Source organism: Natronospira bacteriovora, from assembly GCF_030848495.1.
Lineage (GTDB): Bacteria > Pseudomonadota > Gammaproteobacteria > Natronospirales > Natronospiraceae > Natronospira > Natronospira bacteriovora.
In genome coordinates, this window is sequence record NZ_JAVDDT010000011.1 from 24214 (window position 1) to 41459 (window position 17246).

Genomic DNA, 17246 nt, shown 5'->3' on the forward strand with positions numbered 1-17246 from the left:
GCGCAGGGTCTGGCGGCAGTTGCTCGGCCGCTGAAGGCCGGCAGGTACTGACTGCCCTCACTCCCGCAGCCAGCGATCCATCCAGGTCTCCAGGCGCTCGTACATGTCCACGCGATTCTCAAGGCGGCGGTAACGATGGGGCTCATCCGGATAGCTGTGGCTCTCGAAGACCTTGTCATGCTGTTCGAGGGCCTCTACGACCAGCTCGAACTGACTGAAGGGGGCGCGGGTGTCGGCCTCGCCATGCATGATCAGGATCGGCGTCTGCACCTGATCGAGCAGACGAACCGAATCACTCACCCGATAGGTTTCCGGCCGCTCCTGCGGGGTGCCACCGTGGCCGTCGGCGGTGAGGATCCGGCCCAGGCGGTCGGTGTATTCCCAGGCATGGGCCCAGTCGTAAATGCCGCCCATGGGCACGGCGGCGTCGAAGGCCTCCGGTGCCCGGGTCACCGCGGCGAGACTGATGATGCCACCGTAGCTGTAGCCATAGATGCCCACCTTGCCGCTGGACCAGGGCTGCTTGCGCACCCAGTCGGCCGCGGCCGCCGCATCCAGGGCCTGGGCATTGGACCAGTCCTCGATGGCCATGTCCTGAAAGGGGCGACCGAAACCGGAACCGCCTCGATAGTTCACCGCGAGCACCACATAGCCCTGCTGCGCCAGGCGCTGCTCCACCAGGTTCAAACCGTTGAAATAGGAATTGGTGCCGCCCCCGTGGACCTGGATCAGGGTGGGGTAGGACTGGCCGGGATCGAAACCCGGCGGCAGGAAGCGAAAGGCCTGGATGTAATGGCCATCAAAGCTGCGATAACTGATCTCCACCGCCTCCTGCACGCCGGGCCAGCGGGAGGCGAAGGCGGTCAGCGTTCGCGGCTCACCCCCCTCCAGGGTGAGCAGATCCGCCTCGCGGCCCCGGGTGGAGGTGGAACGCACGACGACAAAGCGATCGCCGCTGGCGCTGGCGTCATAGGCATGGATCAGGCCACCCATGTTGCTGACCCGCGTCGCAACACCACCATCGACGGGCACGCGCCACCATTCCAGTTCAGCCCGTTCATGCACGGGGAAGAAAAGCTCGTCGCCGTCCGGCCCCCAGATGGGACGGTCCATGGCCATGGCGTGCACCGCCATGTCGACCCGCTGTTCGCGACCGGAAGCCACGTCCACCACATAAATGTCCGCCATGTCCCCATACCACATGCCCGCCTTGTCGGCGCCCATGACGGCAATGCGTTCACCATCCGGGGACCAGCTGGGCGTATACCAGGCCATGAAGGAGCGGGAGAGCTGACGCCGCTCCCCCGTGGCGACGTCCACAACCCACAGGTTGTCGCCCCAGTAGTCGCCTTCATTGGAGATGAAGGCAATGGATTGCCCATCCGGGGACCAGGCAAGGCCAAAGCGGGCCTCTTCGAGGGTCATGGCGCCTTCGGTCAGCGCACGGGCCGGTTCACGGCCCTCATCACGGCCCTCATCACGGCCCTGGGCATCCACCAGCCACACATCCTGATGGCCCGAGCGGCCGCTCATGAAGGCAATGGTCTTGCCGTCCGGGGAGATCACCGGTGCCCGCACGTCACCGTCATCCCGGGTCAGCCGACGGGGCCGATCCGAATCCCGCGCCACCCGCCAGAGCTCATGGTCACGGATGAAGACGATACCCTGACCGTCGGGAAACCAGACCGGTGAATGCCCCTCGACCCAGAATTCGCTGTCACCGCTGTCCACCGACTGACGATGGATGCCCTGGTGACGGGGCGTATCGACACTCAGGGCCAGTTCCTCGCCATCGGCGGACAGGCTGACGCCCATGACGCCATCATGCCCCGTGGCGCGGCAGACATCGGCCGCACAGATGGCCTCCCATTCCAGCGGCTGCTGGCGTGATTCGGAGACGGCAAGGGCGGGTAGAAGCAGGAAGGAGGCGAGGACGAACAGGGGGCGAACGAGACTCACAGGCAGCTCCTCAAAGCGGAAGACGGGTTGGCGACATGACAACTTGCATTCGGACTATTGACCATTCTCCGTCACGAGAATTCCCGGCAGGCCCCCTGGGCCGGGGAACCCCGTCATTGGTGGCCGGTCAGATAACGAATTGCCCCATACCCTGAATCGTGTGCACCCACGGTTGCACGGTGGGCATTGACGTATCGTATAAGCTGTATTGAATGACCCGAAGTGGATTTTCACCATCCCGCAACCTTCAGACATGGAATGGCCGATGAACTCATCACGCTCTGAGCAAACATCACGCATGCAACGCTTCGCCCTCTTCGCCACCACCCTGCTCTTCTCCGGCACCAGCCTTGCCGCCGTACCGATCATTCAGCCCGGCGCCCCCGGCCAGGCCAGCAAGGAAGTCAGTGCCGAAGAGGCCCGCAGTCTGGCCAGCATCCAGTACGTGGAAGCCGATGTCCGTTTCATGCAGGACATGATCGTGCATCACTGGCAAGCGGTGGACATGTCCGAGCTGGCCGATGAGCGCAGTTCAAACCAGGAGATCCGGGATCTGGCCGGCCGAATCCTGGCCTCCCAGAAGGATGAAATCGACTTCATGCAGGAATGGCTTCGGGAGCGCAATGAAGCGGTACCCGGCCGCCACGATCACCATGGCCATGATCATGCTCACCATGACATGGCCGGCATGGCGTCCCCGGAAAAGATGGAGACCCTGGCCGACTCCCGGGGCAATGATTTCGATCGCCTCTTCCTGCAGTTGATGATCGAGCATCACAAGGGCGCGCTGGAGATGGTCGAGACGCTGCTGCGTCAGCCCGGCTCGGCCCAGGATATGGTGATGTTCGAGTTCGCCAATGACGTCACCAACGATCAGGATGCGGAGATCGACCGCATGACCCAATTGCTGGCGGGCCTGTCCACCGACCCCCGCGTGGGTCTGGCCGCCGGCTTCAAGGATGCCGGCGAAGCGATCTGGAACATGGAGCACCTGGCCAACGTGCCGCGTCCCCCCGGCTTTTATAACCCGGACAACCCCGCGGGCCTGCCCATGAGCCGTCTGCGTGAACTGGCCGGCGAGGAACCCAGCGAAAGCGACGAGAAGATGGAAGGACGGCGCTCCCTGCTGAGCTTCGTCAATTCCGATATCGCCTTTGCCGGCGACAAGGTCATTGCCGGCAACTACCACGGCTTCAACATCTACGACATGGCCAACGGTGACACGCCGGAGCTGATCACCTCCGTGGTCTGCCCCGGCGGCCAGGGTGATGTATCGGTCACGGGTGATTTCCTGATCATGTCCGTGGAGCAGCCCCGCGGTCGCCTGGATTGCGGCCTCCAGGGCGTGGCCGGTGACGTCAGCGAGGATCGTTTCCGTGGCCTGCGCATCTTCGACATCAGCGACATTCGCCGCCCGCAACAGGTGGGCGCGGTGCAGACCTGCCGCGGATCCCACACCCATACCATCGTCTCCGATCATCAGGACGGCCGCATCATCGTCTACAACTCGGCCACCAGCTTCGTGCGTGATGACGAGGAGCTGCCAGGCTGTTCCGACAAGCCGCCCCATCGTGACGGCCAGACCGCTCTCTTCCGCATCGACATCATCGAAATCCCGGTTGATGATCCGGCCGCGGCGCGCATCGTCAACAGCCCCTTCGTGTTCGCCGACAGCGAGACCGGCGCGCCCGATGGCCTCTGGGACGGCGGCGATCACGGTGATGGCACCCAGCGCACCCGGGCCACGGACCACTGCCATGACATCACGGTCTTCCCGGCCCTCAACATCGCCGCCGGAGCCTGTGCCGGCAACGGCATCCTGTTCGACATCACGGATCCCATCAATCCGGTGCGCATGGATGAAGTGACCGACCCGGGCTTCGCCTACTGGCATTCGGCCACCTTCAACAATGCCGGTGACAAGGTCATCTTCACCGATGAATGGGGCGGCGGCACCCGCCCCCGCTGCCGGGCCTCGGACCCGCTGCACTGGGGTGCCAATGCCATCTATGACATCGTCGATGGCAAGCTGGAGTTCCGCAGCTATTACAAGATGCCCGCCCCCCAGACCGAGCAGGAAAACTGCGTGGCCCACAACGGCTCCATCGTGCCCATGCCCGGTCGCGATCTCTTCGTTCAGGCCTGGTACCAGGGGGGTATTTCGGTAAAGGATTTCAGCGATGCCGGGAATCCGAGGGAAATTGCCTTCTTCGATCGCGGCCCCATTGACGAGGAAGAGCTGGTCACGGGCGGCTACTGGTCGGCCTATTGGCACCAGGGACGCATCTACGGCACCGAGATGGCTCGGGGCCTGGATGTCTTCCGCCTGACCGTCAGTGACGAGCTGAGCGAAAACGAGCTGGCCGCCGCCAAGCTGGCCGGTGACCGGGTGTTCAACCCCCAGAAGCAGCGCCAGATTGACTGGCCGGCCGAACCGGTGGTCGCCCGCGCCTACCTGGATCAGCTCAGCCGTGGCGAAACCCTCAAAGGAGACCGCCTGGCCGAGCTGAGTGGTCTGGTGGACCGTAGTGAGCAGGCGCTGTCCGCTGATGGTAACGACCGCCGTCTGGCACGCAGCCTGCGCAGCAACGGCCGCGACCTTCGTCGGGAGGCGCGCAACCACGAGGGCATGGACAGACGGCGCCTCGAGGAACTGGCGGATACCCTCGCCGGTCTCTCCCGCCAGCTGCGATAAGCCCCGGCTCGATCAAGGCCATTGCAGGCCCGGCTCCCAGGAGCCGGGCCTTTTTTGTTCCCCAATCCATGCCTCCCCGGCACACCAAGCGTCCGTATCCGACAGCCAGGATCCAAATTGCCGACAAGCGCTGTCGGTGACGACCTACAGCTGCTGACGCCGGCTGCCGACGGTAGCCACAGCGCCCCCGGCCTAAGCTTGCGACTCATCAAAGCCCCGGGAAGGAGGAATGCTGTCATGGTCAACACGGATTATCCGGAAGTCTTCAATCGCCTGATTGCCAGGCACGGTCACGGCAAGGTGCGCTACCTGGAACTGAGCCGGAAGGACGAGATGTATCAATTGCGCGGCCTGGTGGACAGCCAGTGGAAATCCCTGGTGGTGGATCAGCGGGAGGCGGCACGCATCTGGACCTGGGCCACGGATCGCATCGCATCGCGTCATGCGGTGTTCGGCAATATTCAGCAGCGGGAACGACTGCCGGCGATCGAAATCGTGGGTCGCCTGGGTGGTCACCGCCAGGTCAGTCGCCTGAAATTGCGCTGGCGGGCGCGACCGGTTGAGCGTCTTGCCTCTTCCGGCACCCTGACCATGCGCATGAAGGATCTGGCCGCCTGATGAGGGCGGCTCAGATCTGCCAGGCGTAGCTCATCTTGACGAAGATTCGCTGAGCATCACGGCTCAACGCCTCCCGGCTGGCGCCACTGCGGCGATCCGAGTATCCGGCAATGAACTCCGTTCTTGGATCCAGGCGCCAGGTAAAGGTGAGCTGGTTGGCCCAGATGACCTCGTCCTCACCCATGCCGTCCGGGTACAGGCTGGCGTCACGCTCGATATCGGCCCACTGGGAGATAAGCCGCAGGGAAGTACGCAGGCCCGGATACCAGCCGGCGCGCAACTCCCGGGTCGAGGCGGTGAACAGGCGGCCTTCATCGACATCCAGTATTTCACGCTGATAGCGCAGATCCAGCTCCAGATGGCGGCCGATGTCGGCTCGCAGTCTGGGTGCAAAGCGCCGTGACTCACCGGCGCGCAGACCAACGAAATCAATCTGATCCCCGCCATCGGCTTCCGCTTCCAGACGCAGACCACGGATTGGCTCGTACTGGACGCGGGTGAACCAGCGTTCACCGTCAAATCGCTGCCCACCCTGCCACTGCTCGAACCGGCTGCTCGCCACCGTCAGGCGTGACTGGCGCTGCCCCTGCAGGGCAAGTTGCAGTTCGTCATCGCGAAGCAGGCGCTGATCGTCCACCAGGCTGTCGCGGCGACGGTGCTGTACACGCAGATCCGCTTCGGTGAGAAAGCCACTGCCATCCCCGAACCAGCGGGTCCCCGCCCAGGCCGAGTTTTCCTCGATGCCGGTCTGGGGCATGAAGCCTAGATCGGCACGAAATTCGGCATCCCGGTGATCATGACTGAGGCCGGCATAAACATTGCGGCGCTCATGCTGGTAGTTGAGGTAACGTGCCTGGCCTTCTTCCGGCTCGGGCCCGTTGTCCTCACCCAGGCCGTCACGGGTCTCGCTGCGGGCCCATTGGTAGCGCAGGGTGTCACGGCGGCTGGGCCGGAACTGACCGTCCAGCGACACCACATTGTTCTCGTAATCCTCGGCCGTGCGCCGGGTCAGCAGCAGACCGACGCCGGAATCCCGCAACACATCCCGCCGCAGACGAAAGGCCGTCGATTCGCTCTCCTGATCCAGGCGCAGGAATTCCGCCGACTCGGGCCCCGGCCGGATCAGATTCAGCTGGCGATCACGTACATGGAACAGGCCGACAGCCTGGGCACCCAGCTGCCCGGCCAGCTTGAGCCCGGCGGAGGGTTCGATGAGATTGCGTGTCTGGACCGATTCCATGGGCGTCTGAAAGACATCCGCCGACTCCTGAAAGAAGGGCCGACGTTCCTGGCGCTGGATGCCAAAGGGCTGGTTGATGTCCAGCTCCAGGGGATCCACCGCCACCTGGGAGAAATCCGGATTGACGGTACCGGTCAGGGTCAGGCTGGGCGTCAGCGCCCACTGGGCGGTGACCCCGAGATTGCTGTCCTGCTCACGGACCTGGCCGTCACCCGTTTCAGCCGGGAAGCGGCGTTCCCCCAGGGAAAGTTCGGGAGTGAGCTCCAGGCGACTGCCACTGCGGGTGCCGGCAAATCCGTCCACCGGGCGCACCTGACAGAGATAGCAGTCATTGCCCCGCTCCAGGGGGCTGAGCGCGAAACGCCGGCTGTGCTCCCGGTTGTAGAAGCGCACCAGGTCCAGTCCCCAGGTCATCGCCTTATCGCTGGCCGGAAAACGCAGGCTGCTGAAGGGAATGGCGATCTCCACCTCGTAGCCGTCGTCGGTGATTCGGCCCGCGGAGTCCCAGATGAAGCCGTAACTGCTGTCCTCGGTGCCGGCCAGCTCATTGATGAAGAGATCCGCCTGCACTCCGAGGGGATTGACGAACAGCTGATAGCCCCGGCGCTGGCCACCATAGGGATCCAGTGTGATGGAGACCAGATCGTCGCCGAAGATGTCATCCCGCTCCCGGAAATAGGCACGTATGCGGGAAGGATCGGGGTCATGGGCGCGAAAGGCCACATAGAGATGTGTATCGCTGTGAATCAGCCAGGCCTGGGTGTGCAGGGGCGCGGGCGTGTTCTCGCCCGGGCGGGTTTCGTAGGGCAGCTCGAATTCCGCCGCCTTCGACCACACCGCTTCGTCCAGGCGACCGTCCACCACAATGGTTTCGTCAGTGTGGGGGATGAAGGGGCGCTCCGCGGCCAGCGCCGTCGGGCCAATCAGCAGAACAAGCAACAGCAAGCCAAGCGAATGCCGCACGACGGTCTCCAGGGCCGGATGGTCGGGAGGGGCGGACTGCCCGAAGGGGGCAGTACGGTACCGCTCGTCGCCTGAAGTCTCAAGGGATAAGCCGACGGGCTGTCACGGCAAGGGGACGGATGGCCGATACGGTCGCGAGCCAGAGGCCTGAACGGCTCAGAACGCCCAGGTCAGCACGGGGAAGACCACCGGGCCTTCCGCGGGCAGATCCATGCCGGGCTCACGGCGCAGGTTGAGGACGCCAAGCTGCACGCCCCGCAGTGAACCGGCATAGTTGACCAGGCCCAGCTGCAGGCCCGCCAGGTCCCGGGCGTAGTTGACCACGCCCGCCTGCAGGCCACTGTGGCCGGCATGGTTGATGTTGACCAGACCGAACTGGCCGGCAAAGGCGTGACTGCCATGGGCGCGGTTGAGGCCACCCAGCTGGAAGCCGCCCAGTTTGCCATCGATACGATTGAAGGCGCCCAGCTGGGCGCCGGCCACATCGGCACCGCCCCGGTTGATGACCCCCAGCTGCAGGCCCGTCAGGGAACCGCCGGTGACATTGATACCCCCGATACCGATGCCGGACAGGGCGCCACCACGGATGTTGACCCCGCCCAGTTCCAGGCCACGTGCATCCTGCCCACCCAGATTGAAGACGCCGAAACGCAGGCCCGTGTGTTCCCCACCGGCGATGTTGAGCACGCCCAGGTCAATGCCAGCACCGTCCTCGCCGGTGATGTTGAGCAGGCCCAGGCGAGCACCCATCTGCTGCTCGCCGGCAATATTGATCAAGCCGAAGCCCAGACCCCGGGCATTGTCACCGGCCAGGTTGATCAACCCCAGCTCGAGGCTGTTGCTGTCGTCACCGGCCACGTTGATCAGGCCCAGCGCCAGCCCGCCGCGGCTGTCGCCACTGAGGTTGATCAGGCCGAACTGACCGCCCACGGCCGAGCCGCCCACCGCGTTGATACCGCCAAACTGCAGGCCGCGCAGCTCCCCATCCAGGCGGTTCACCGCAAAGGGCATACCCAGATCCACACCGTAGAGGTTGCGGTTACGGGCGTAGAGCAGATTGAGGCGAATGACATGGATGTCTTCGTCGGCGGCCGGATACTGGGCGGGCTCATAAATGGCAATACCCGGCTTGGCCTGGGCCGTGCCCATGACGAAAACGATCAGAACAACCATCCAAGCAAGCCGACTCACGCTGCGCATCATGCACCTCAAGCAGGAAACAGAAGGCGCTAGCAGAACGCCTGACAGCGGCAGCAGTCTATTCCCGTGGACACGGCAAATCCAGTGCCTGAACCACAACGATCCGGCTTGGCGGCAGGTGGACGACAAGCGTAGGATGGAGGCATCAGACCAGGCACAAGGAGGCAGGAATGAAAGGCGACAAGGGCGTACTCGAGTTTCTCAACAAGGCGCTGCGCAGCGAGCTGACCGCCATCAACCAGTATGTGCTGCACGCCCACCTGCTGGAAGACTGGGGGCTGGATCGGCTGTATCAGATCGGCTTTGCCCACGCCAAGGATGAAATGCATCACGCCGAAACCATCATCAAGCGCATTCTGTTCCTGGGTGGTCACCCGGAGATGCAGCAACTGGACGACCTGCTCATCGGCAAGGACGTAAAAGGCATCCTCGAGAATGACCGCAAGGCCGAGGAATACGCCCTGAAACTCTACCGGGAAGCGGCCGCCCACTGCGAGAAGGTGCAGGATTACGCCACCCGTGACCTTTTCACCGGCCTGATCACCGACGAAGAGAAACACTTCGACTTCCTGGATACCGAACTTGGCCTGATCGACAAGATGGGGCTGGAGAATTACCAGCAGTCACAGGCCCGGGGCGAATAAGGTTCGATACGCCTACGCGATAGCCGTGATGCCGGAGATGCGGGCGCTCACTCAGGCGGCGGCGATTGCCGTGGATCCCGATAGGCGGTCAGGGAACGGGCCAGCAATCGCCACTCCCCCTCTCGTTCCACGAAGACACTCAGATAACGGAGCTGAGGGGGAATGGGGTGACCCATGACCGTACCCTCCACATGCAACAGCCCGGACACCATCGCCGTGTCCCCGTTGCGGGCAAAATAATCATGCTCCACGCGCAGTGACGTGACGGAAAGATTCTCCGCCGTCGCCAGCACCTCATCCCGCGTCTCGACAATACCGATATCCACGACCAGGGTGTATTCCGGCAAAGTAAGGCGTGAATACAACGTCACGTCATGATGCAGGATGTAATCCACGAAGCTGTCGTGGTTGAGCGTGGCAAGATGGGCTTCCAACCGGCTATTGTCGTCGGCCGCTACAAGCGGTGAGGCGCACAGCAGGTAGCCAAGCGACAGCAGGACATACGATTTCCAGCGAATCAGCACCACAACCTCCCCGACGAGTCATTTCACCACTGGCGGGTATTCAGCAACGCTCTCACACCGGCTCCGAAAGTATAGATGATGTTTGCGTGGGTGCTATTCCCCCTGCAATTGATCTATGTCAATTACTTCTTGCAGCCGATGGTATGCATTTGACGGAATCCCGTCAGCACATCCATTCATCCGGGGGTCAATGACATGCTGAATCTGCTCACGCGATTTTCCATTCGCCTGCGTTTACTGTTGATGCTGGCACCTGTATTGCTCGGCCTGCTCTACTTTGCCGCTGTCGGGAGCCTGGATCGTCACACCCTGGCCGCTGACATGCAGCGGATCGAGTCCCTGACGGAAGTAGCCGTGGCAGTCAGTAACGTGATGCACCAGGTTCAGCTGGAACGGGGCATGTCGGCTGGCTACCTGGCCAGCGGTGGTCAGGATTTTCGCCAGCAGCTGGGCGGTCAACGGGAGGCAACAGACCAGGCACTTGAAACCCTGGCGCAGGCTCTGGAACAGACCGGATCCCTCGGCACGGACATCCTTGGCGACCTCAATCTGGCGCGCGGCATACTGGAAACGCGCAGCGCCGTTCGGCGGGACGTAACCCGCCTTGCCGGCGAGCTGGACGACACCATTGCCTTCTACACCAGCGCCAACACACATTTCGCGGCAGCCATCAGCCGTATCCCCCGTCAAAGCGACAATGGCAGCATTGCCAATGGCCTGACCAGTTATGCCAACCTCATCCATGCCAAGGAGCTGGCGGGCATCGAAAGAGCCATGCTGGCGGCAGTGTTCGAGGCTGATTTCTTTACCCCGGCCCAGTTCCAGCGCTTTCAGTCGCTCCTGGCCCAGCAGCAAACCCGACTCGACGCCATGCGCGCGCTCATGCGAGGTACCCAGCTGGAACGGTTCGAGCGCGCCATGGGACATCGCGCTGTAGAAGCCAGTGACGACATGCGACGCATTGCGCTGGAGCGGGGTGTGGATGGTGGATTCGATATCCGTGCCGCGGACTGGTTTCAGCAGCAGACCGCCCGTATCGAGCAACTGCACGCACTGGAAACCGGCCTCGCTCGCAGCCTGACCGAAGAGGCTACGGCCCTGCGCCAGGCGGCCTGGTCCGGACTTGCCGGCTTCGTCCTCTTGGCACTTACATTGGTGGCGATCTCCCTGGTGCTGGGCTTCCTCATCGGCCGCAGCGTCATCGATCCCATTCGGCAGGCTCTGCTGGCACTGGAAGACATCGCTGACGGAGATGGGGATCTCAGGCGGCGCCTGACAGTCACTGGCCGCGACGAGATTGCCCAGCTATCGACGGCCTTCAACCGTTTCACCCAGAAGATTGAGTCAATGGTGACCCAGGTTAAGGAGACAGCCGCTTCCATTCACATGGCATCGAACGAGATTGCAGCCGGCAACGATGATCTGGCGCAGCGCACCCAGGAGCAAGCCAGCAGTCTGGAAGAAACCGCCTCGAGCATGGAGGAGATGACGACAACGGTTCGAACGACCGCGGACAACGCCAGAGAGGCTGATCAGCTGGCGTCCAGCACCCGTGATCATGCAGAGAAGGGCGGTCAGGTCGTTGCCGAAGCCATGCAAGCCATGGGTCAGATCCGCGAGTCCAGTGACAAGGTGACCACCATTATCAGTGTCATCGAGGAGATCGCCTTTCAGACCAACCTGCTGGCACTCAACGCCGCGGTGGAAGCGGCTCGTGCCGGCAACCAGGGGCGTGGCTTCGCCGTGGTGGCCAGCGAAGTCCGGACACTGGCACAGAAGAGCGCTCAAGCGGCTCGGGAGATTCGCGAACTCATTACCGACAGTGCGTCGAGAGTCGAGGTAGGGTCGGAGCTGGTCAATGCCACCGGAGACAGTCTCACGGAGATTGTGGACGCCGTAAAGCGTGTGACCACAGTGGTATCCGAAATTGCCACCGCCAGCGAGGAACAGTCCAGCGGAATCGAGCAAGTCAATTCCGCGGTTTCCCAGATGGACGAGGTGACACAGCAGAATGCTTCGCTGGTGGAAGAAGTCACCGCGGCGAGCCGTTCCCTCCAGGAGCAGGCTGCCGTACTCAATGACATGGTTTCAGCTTTCCGGGTCAGCGATGAGTCCGGGAGGGCGACGAAGACAGAGCGGGATGTTGTCAGTTCCCCGGGAACTCAGACCTCACTCGAAGGGAAGCCAGGCCGCCACATCGAAGCCATTGACGCTGCCAGCGCCTGATGTCCGATGACCCCACGGACAGTCATCACTGCCCCGAAAGGGACAGAAACTCCGGCATGCGCTCTTCCAGGCGATCGCGGCGGTCACGGGAATGGGGGTGGGTGGAAAGGAAGGCGGGGACTGACAGGGTCGCCTCTTCCATGCGCTCCCAGACCTTGACCGCCTCGCGCGGGTCGTAGCCGGCCATGGCCATCAGCTGGGCACCCAGGTAGTCGGCTTCCAGTTCGTGGCGGCGGCTGTAGGGCATTTCCAGCAGGAACAGGGTCGCGATCCCGGCGGCGGCCAGTATCCGGTCAGCCTCCTCCCGGGTATCGGCCATGGCTGCAGCCAGGCCGTAGGTGGCACCGGTTGCCAGCAGGCGCTGACTGATGCGCTCACCACCATGGCGGGCAATCACATGGGCCACTTCATGGCCCATCACCGCGGCGATGCCGTTCTCGTTCTCCAGCACCGGCAGAATGCCGCGAAAGAAGACCACCTGGCCGCTGGGCACCACGAAGGCATTGATGGTGTTCGAATCCACCAGATGGAAGGACCATTCCAGATCCCCGAAGCCACGCGCCTCCAGCATGGGTTCAGCCGCCATGACGATGCGCTGTCCAATCACCTGCAGGCTTTCATACGCCTCGCCTTCGGTGATCTCCCGCTGGCCGCGCATGATGGATCGGAAGGCCTGCTCACCCATTGCCATCTCGGTTTCCGGGGAGGTCAGCAGGAGCTGCTCACGCGCGGTTTGGGGCACGGTCTGGCAAGCGGTCAGCAGGATAACAAGGCAGATGACGGTGACGGCGTTTTTCATCGTTCCCTCTCGATGGCAGTGAACCCCGATTATAGCCACCAGGCTCCGCGACACCGACCACAAAAAAACGGCCGCCTGATTGGCGGCCGTTTCGGGGTCGTGCTTGAGGGCGGTCTTACTCGCCCTGACCGAGACTGAAACCGAGCTGACCATCGAAGGTGTAGAGCTGCTCGGTCTTGATGAAGTCCAGGCCGGCTTCGTTGATGCGGCCCAGCAGGGTGATCACATCGGCGTTGCTGGCCGTGACGCCCTCATCGGCGCGGAAGCGGCAGCGCCAGTGATCGGTGCAGAAGGTCTCCGGCAGGCCTTCCGGCCACACCTTGACCCCGCGATTGGTGATCAGGCGCAGCTCGAAGGGCGTGCCCTCGGTGAGCCCGGCGAGACGATCACCCAGGGCCTTGGGATCACGACCGGACTCGTCGTAATCCAGGAACACGTCCACACCCACCAGGGCCTTCTCCGAGCGATCCGCCGTCGGCGTCCAGGCGTTCTCGAAGTTCGGCAGCTCACCGGCCGGGGGCACGACCATCTTCTCCGGCTTACGGCCCAGATTCTCGATGATGCGATCGCCAAAGGCCTGGGTGCCCACGCGCTCGCGGCTGTGTCCTTCCTTGTAAAGATCGCCCGTGTGCACGCCTTCTTCCAGGGTCACCATCCAGGCGTCCTGGATCGTCGCGGCGGTGTCGGCGTCGCCCAGGTAACGCAGCATCTCGCAGGCCGCCAGCAGCATGCCGGAGGGGTTGGCAATGTCCTTGCCGGCGATGTCCGGGGCGGAACCGTGCACGGCCTCGAACATGGCGCAGCCCTCGCCGATGTTGGCGGAACCACCCAGGCCCACCGAGCCGGTGATCTGCGCGGCCACGTCGGACAGGATGTCGCCGTAGAGGTTGGGCGCGAGAATGACGTCGAAACGATCGGGCTGGTCGGCCAGCAGCGCGGTACCGATATCAATGATGCAATGCTCGGCTTCGATGTCCGGGTACTCGGCGGCCACTTCCTTGAAGACCCGATGGAAGAGCCCATCGGTGAGCTTCATGATGTTGTCCTTGCTCATGCAGGTGATCTTGCGGCGACCCTGGCTGCGTGCCAGCTCGAAGGCATAGCGGGAAATGCGTTCACAGGCCGGGCGCGAGATCAGCTTCAGGCACTGGGTGACTTCCCGCGTCTGGCGATGCTCGATGCCGGCGTAGGTGTCTTCCTCGTTTTCCCGAACGATCAGCACGTCCATGTCCGGATGGCGGCTCGGGACCACCGGATCAAGGGAACGGCAGGGCCGGATGTTGGCGAACAGACCGAGCGACTTGCGCAGGGTGACGTTGAGACTCTTGTAGCCACCGCCCTGGGGCGTGGTGATCGGCCCCTTGAGCAGGACCCGGTGGGTGCGAATCGCGTCCCAGGCCGATTCCGGAATACCGGAGCTGACGCCGTCGAGGTAGCAGGCCTCGCCAACGGTAATCGGGTCGAACTTCACGGCCGCGCCAGCGGCCTCCAGGATCTTGACCACCGCACGGGTGATTTCCGGGCCAATGCCGTCACCTTCGGCCAGGGCGACGGTGGTGGCTTCCGTCGCCGGGCGGGCGGCGCCGTATTCATCGTTCTTGGGGGCTGCGCTGGACATGATCCTCTCCACTTCTCTGCGGTTTTCAGGCGCGCGAAGTGTAATTCTCGCAACAAGTAGAGTAAAGTTAATTATACTTGATGTTCGATTAGATAATTATCTAATCAAGGATGGCTCTTATGCACCTCACCCTGCACCAGCTCCGCATCTTCCGCACCGTGGCCGAAACCGGCTCCATCACGCGGGCGGCCAAACAGCTGCATCTCACCCCGCCCACCCTGTCCATCCAGCTACGGCAGCTGAGTGAGGCGGCCGGCCTGCCCCTGTATGAAGTGGTGGGGCGCCGCCTGCGACTGACCGAAGCCGGGCACGACATGTTCGAGGCGGCACGCGCCGTGGACGAACCCCTGCGGCGGCTGGAGCAGCAATTGTCGGCCCGCCAGGGCATCGAACGCGGCCGCCTCAAGATCGCCGCCGTCTCCACCGGCGAGTACTTCATGCCCCGGGTGCTGGGCAATTTCCGCCGCCAGCACCCCGGGATCGAGGCCAGCCTGAGCATCCTGCCCCGCTCGGCCCTGATCGAACGTCTCAACGAGGGCCTGGACGACTGGTATCTGATGACCCGTCCACCCTCGGATCGCCGCCTGGAAAACCAGCAGGTGGGCATCAACCCGCTGGTGATGATCGCAGCGCCGGATCACCCCTGGACCCGGGCCCCGAGCATTGGCTTTGATCTGATTGCCCGGACCGGCTTCGTGGTACGTGAACAGGGCTCCGGAACACGCCTTTGGACGGAAGAATGGCTGCAACGCTTCGGGGTGGAGCTGCGCCCTGAGCTGGAACTGGGCAGTAACGAAGCCATCAAGCAGGCCGTGCGCGGCGGCCACGGCCTGGCCGTGATTTCCCTGCACGCCGTGCAGCTGGAACTGGAAGCGGGTGAGCTGGTGATGCTGGATGTGCCCTACTTCCCGGCCCCGGTGTACTGGCACCTGGTACAGAAACCGGATCGACGACTGACACCGGCGGCGGAAGCCTTCCACAACCATCTGCTGGCGGAGATGCCCCGGCTCGATCAGCAGCTGGTACAGCGCCTGCACGACAACGATCAGCCCTGGCCACCCACGGATCACCAGGCCTGAGTCAGCGCCGGTAGAACTTTCTTCCGGCGGGTCGGCGAATTAATATTGCCACCACGGACAATGTGTCGAGGATCACCATGGAACGCCAGTATCGATCGAAGATGGACGCCTGGATCGTGCTCGTGCTGCTGGGCAGCGCACTGGTCTGTCTCTGGGCCGGTGGAGTCCTGCTGATCGAAAGTGAGGGCGACAAGTTGGTCATCGCCCTGCTCATTGCAGCCGTAGGTGCAGGGTTGCCCCTCTGGATGCTGCTGGACACCGTCTATGTGATCGATCAGGACATGATCCGCGTCCACAATGGCCCCTTCCGCTGGAAAGTACCGCTGGCGAACATCCAGTCAGTGAAGCGTGAACGTACGATTCTTGCCGGTCCCGCCCTGTCCATGGATCGCATCGTGATCCAGTACGGGCGCTGGAAGATGCTCATTATCTCCCCACGTGATCCCGAAACCTTCATCGCCGAGCTGGAGAACCGCCGCGCCTCGCTCAGCCCGTCCGTGAGCTGAGCCTCACAACGGCGTGATGCCATCGCGGCTGATTCTCAATGGCTAACTGCCTGAGCCTTCATCCCCTCAAGCAAGGCCGCACGGAAGGCCGCCGGCTGGTCCACCCAGGCATTATGGCCGGCGTTTTCCAGGAGCACGTAATTCACGGAATCGCTGCCGGCAAACCAGTGGCTATACAACTTGCCACCAAAATCATTGAAATCATGATCGCCCATGATCACGGAGACGGACTCATGGTGCCCCAGCAGATCGTCAATGTAGTTCCAGGGCTGAGATTCCATCATGTCACGGCCAGCAGCCTGGCCCGCTTCGACCGCATAGAACATGCCACCCTGCATTCGGGGCCATTGACTGATGTCGTAAAGATTGACGGAAGAGAAATTAACGCGCCAGCGCATGGAACGCTCACGGGCTGACAGTTCATCGCCATCCAGACCACGGCGTTTCAGTTCTGCCTGCACACGGTCGCGCTGCTGAAGTCGCTGTACTGCCTCATCACGCGGCACCATCAGCGCTTCTTCCTCATCGTCCAGCGGCCGTTTCAGGTTGGCCGGGGCCAGCAGCACCAGTTTCCCGGTCACCTCAGCGTGTTCAGCGCGATAACGTGCAGCCAGATAGCCACCAGCCGAGTGCCCAATCAGATTTACTCGCTCAAGCCCCAACTCCTTGCGCAGGGCATCCAGGTCGTCAACATGGGCCTGCACGGAAATGGTCGACACATCGCAGTCCGACCGCAGGCTACCCCGCTGATCGTAAAGGACGATGCGAAAGTCCCTCTCCAGCCCCGCCAGGGCCTGACGCAAATAGGCATGCTCAATACCAAAACCACCATGCAAACCAATCCAGGTTTCGGCTTCGGGGTCACCGAACTCGCGTATATAGAGCCGGCAATCCTCATCCACGGGCAGATACCATTCAAACCCGCCGCCGTGGCTCATCGGATCCTGCAAGGTGCGCGCAAACACATCCTCTTTCATTTGCTCGCGCTCATCCGCGACCAAGTCGGTGGCATGGGTTGTGAGCAGGCACATCGCCAGACTGACAGACAGACCGATAGGCAACCGCATGCCCCCCCCTGCTTGTATTTTGGGATTATTGGAACACTGATAATGCGGTAATAGCCTTCCGATCTCAAGGCAGCCGCGGATTCGCCTGCGCCCGCACCAGATGCTGAC

13 protein-coding genes are annotated in these 17246 nt (G+C 62.8%); 6 read left to right on the plus strand and 7 right to left on the minus strand.

From position 1 onward, the window contains the following. Nucleotides 1–57: 57 nt before the first annotated feature. On the minus strand, nt 58–1959 hold the full coding sequence (locus RBH19_RS13150; RefSeq protein WP_306729315.1) for a S9 family peptidase: 1902 nt from the start codon (nt 1957–1959) through the stop codon (nt 58–60). A gap of 265 nt (nt 1960–2224) precedes the next feature. Between RBH19_RS13150 and RBH19_RS13155 the strand changes: the two genes are divergently transcribed. Continuing rightward, nucleotides 2225–4654 carry a DUF305 domain-containing protein gene (locus RBH19_RS13155; protein ID WP_306729316.1) on the plus strand — a complete coding sequence of 810 codons (2430 nt, stop codon included), beginning with the start codon at nt 2225–2227 and terminating at the stop codon, nt 4652–4654. A gap of 237 nt (nt 4655–4891) precedes the next feature. After that, nucleotides 4892–5272, plus strand: a complete 381-nt coding sequence (locus RBH19_RS13160) for a hypothetical protein (RefSeq protein ID WP_306729317.1) — start codon at nt 4892–4894, stop codon at nt 5270–5272. Between the two features lie 10 nt (nt 5273–5282). Here the strand turns inward: RBH19_RS13160 and RBH19_RS13165 are convergent, their stop codons facing one another. Both RBH19_RS13165 and RBH19_RS13170 read right to left on the minus strand, forming a co-directional pair. Then, nucleotides 5283–7475, minus strand: coding sequence for a carbohydrate binding family 9 domain-containing protein (locus tag RBH19_RS13165; RefSeq protein ID WP_306729318.1), 2193 nt, complete (start codon nt 7473–7475; stop codon nt 5283–5285). A gap of 156 nt (nt 7476–7631) precedes the next feature. Further along, on the minus strand, nt 7632–8666 hold the full coding sequence (locus RBH19_RS13170) for an LA_2272 family surface repeat-containing protein (protein WP_306729319.1): 1035 nt from the start codon (nt 8664–8666) through the stop codon (nt 7632–7634). Nucleotides 8667–8845: 179 nt separating this feature from the next. Here RBH19_RS13170 and bfr point away from each other — a divergent pair, with 179 nt between their 5' ends. Then, on the plus strand, nt 8846–9319 hold the full coding sequence (bfr, locus tag RBH19_RS13175) for a bacterioferritin (RefSeq protein ID WP_306729320.1): 474 nt from the start codon (nt 8846–8848) through the stop codon (nt 9317–9319). Nucleotides 9320–9366: 47 nt separating this feature from the next. Here the strand turns inward: bfr and RBH19_RS13180 are convergent, their stop codons facing one another. Then, a complete protein-coding gene (locus tag RBH19_RS13180) occupies nt 9367–9843 on the minus strand; it encodes a nuclear transport factor 2 family protein (protein WP_306729321.1) in 477 nt (158 codons plus the stop codon). A 195-nt stretch (nt 9844–10038) separates the two neighbouring features. On the opposite strand from RBH19_RS13180, the gene RBH19_RS13185 reads away from it, so the two are divergent. After that, nucleotides 10039–12069 (plus strand): methyl-accepting chemotaxis protein, encoded by a 2031-nt coding sequence (locus tag RBH19_RS13185; protein ID WP_306729322.1) that lies wholly within the window; start codon nt 10039–10041, stop codon nt 12067–12069. A gap of 25 nt (nt 12070–12094) precedes the next feature. Here the strand turns inward: RBH19_RS13185 and RBH19_RS13190 are convergent, their stop codons facing one another. Beyond that, entirely contained in the window at nt 12095–12868 is a 774-nt protein-coding gene (locus RBH19_RS13190) for a M48 family metallopeptidase (protein WP_306729323.1), read from the minus strand. A gap of 115 nt (nt 12869–12983) precedes the next feature. After that, nucleotides 12984–14486 (minus strand): NADP-dependent isocitrate dehydrogenase, encoded by a 1503-nt coding sequence (locus tag RBH19_RS13195; RefSeq protein ID WP_306729324.1) that lies wholly within the window; start codon nt 14484–14486, stop codon nt 12984–12986. 119 nt (nt 14487–14605) lie between these two features. Here RBH19_RS13195 and RBH19_RS13200 point away from each other — a divergent pair, with 119 nt between their 5' ends. Next, entirely contained in the window at nt 14606–15565 is a 960-nt protein-coding gene (locus tag RBH19_RS13200) for a LysR family transcriptional regulator (RefSeq protein ID WP_306729325.1), read from the plus strand. 77 nt (nt 15566–15642) lie between these two features. Then, the gene (locus RBH19_RS13205; RefSeq protein ID WP_306729326.1) at nt 15643–16071 is read left to right on the plus strand and encodes a PH domain-containing protein; all 429 of its coding nucleotides are present in this window, start codon (nt 15643–15645) and stop codon (nt 16069–16071) included. Nucleotides 16072–16106: 35 nt separating this feature from the next. On the opposite strand, the gene RBH19_RS13210 is transcribed toward RBH19_RS13205, so the two are convergent. Further along, on the minus strand, nt 16107–17138 hold the full coding sequence (locus tag RBH19_RS13210) for an alpha/beta fold hydrolase (RefSeq protein ID WP_306729327.1): 1032 nt from the start codon (nt 17136–17138) through the stop codon (nt 16107–16109). Between the last annotated feature and the right edge of the window lie 108 nt (nt 17139–17246).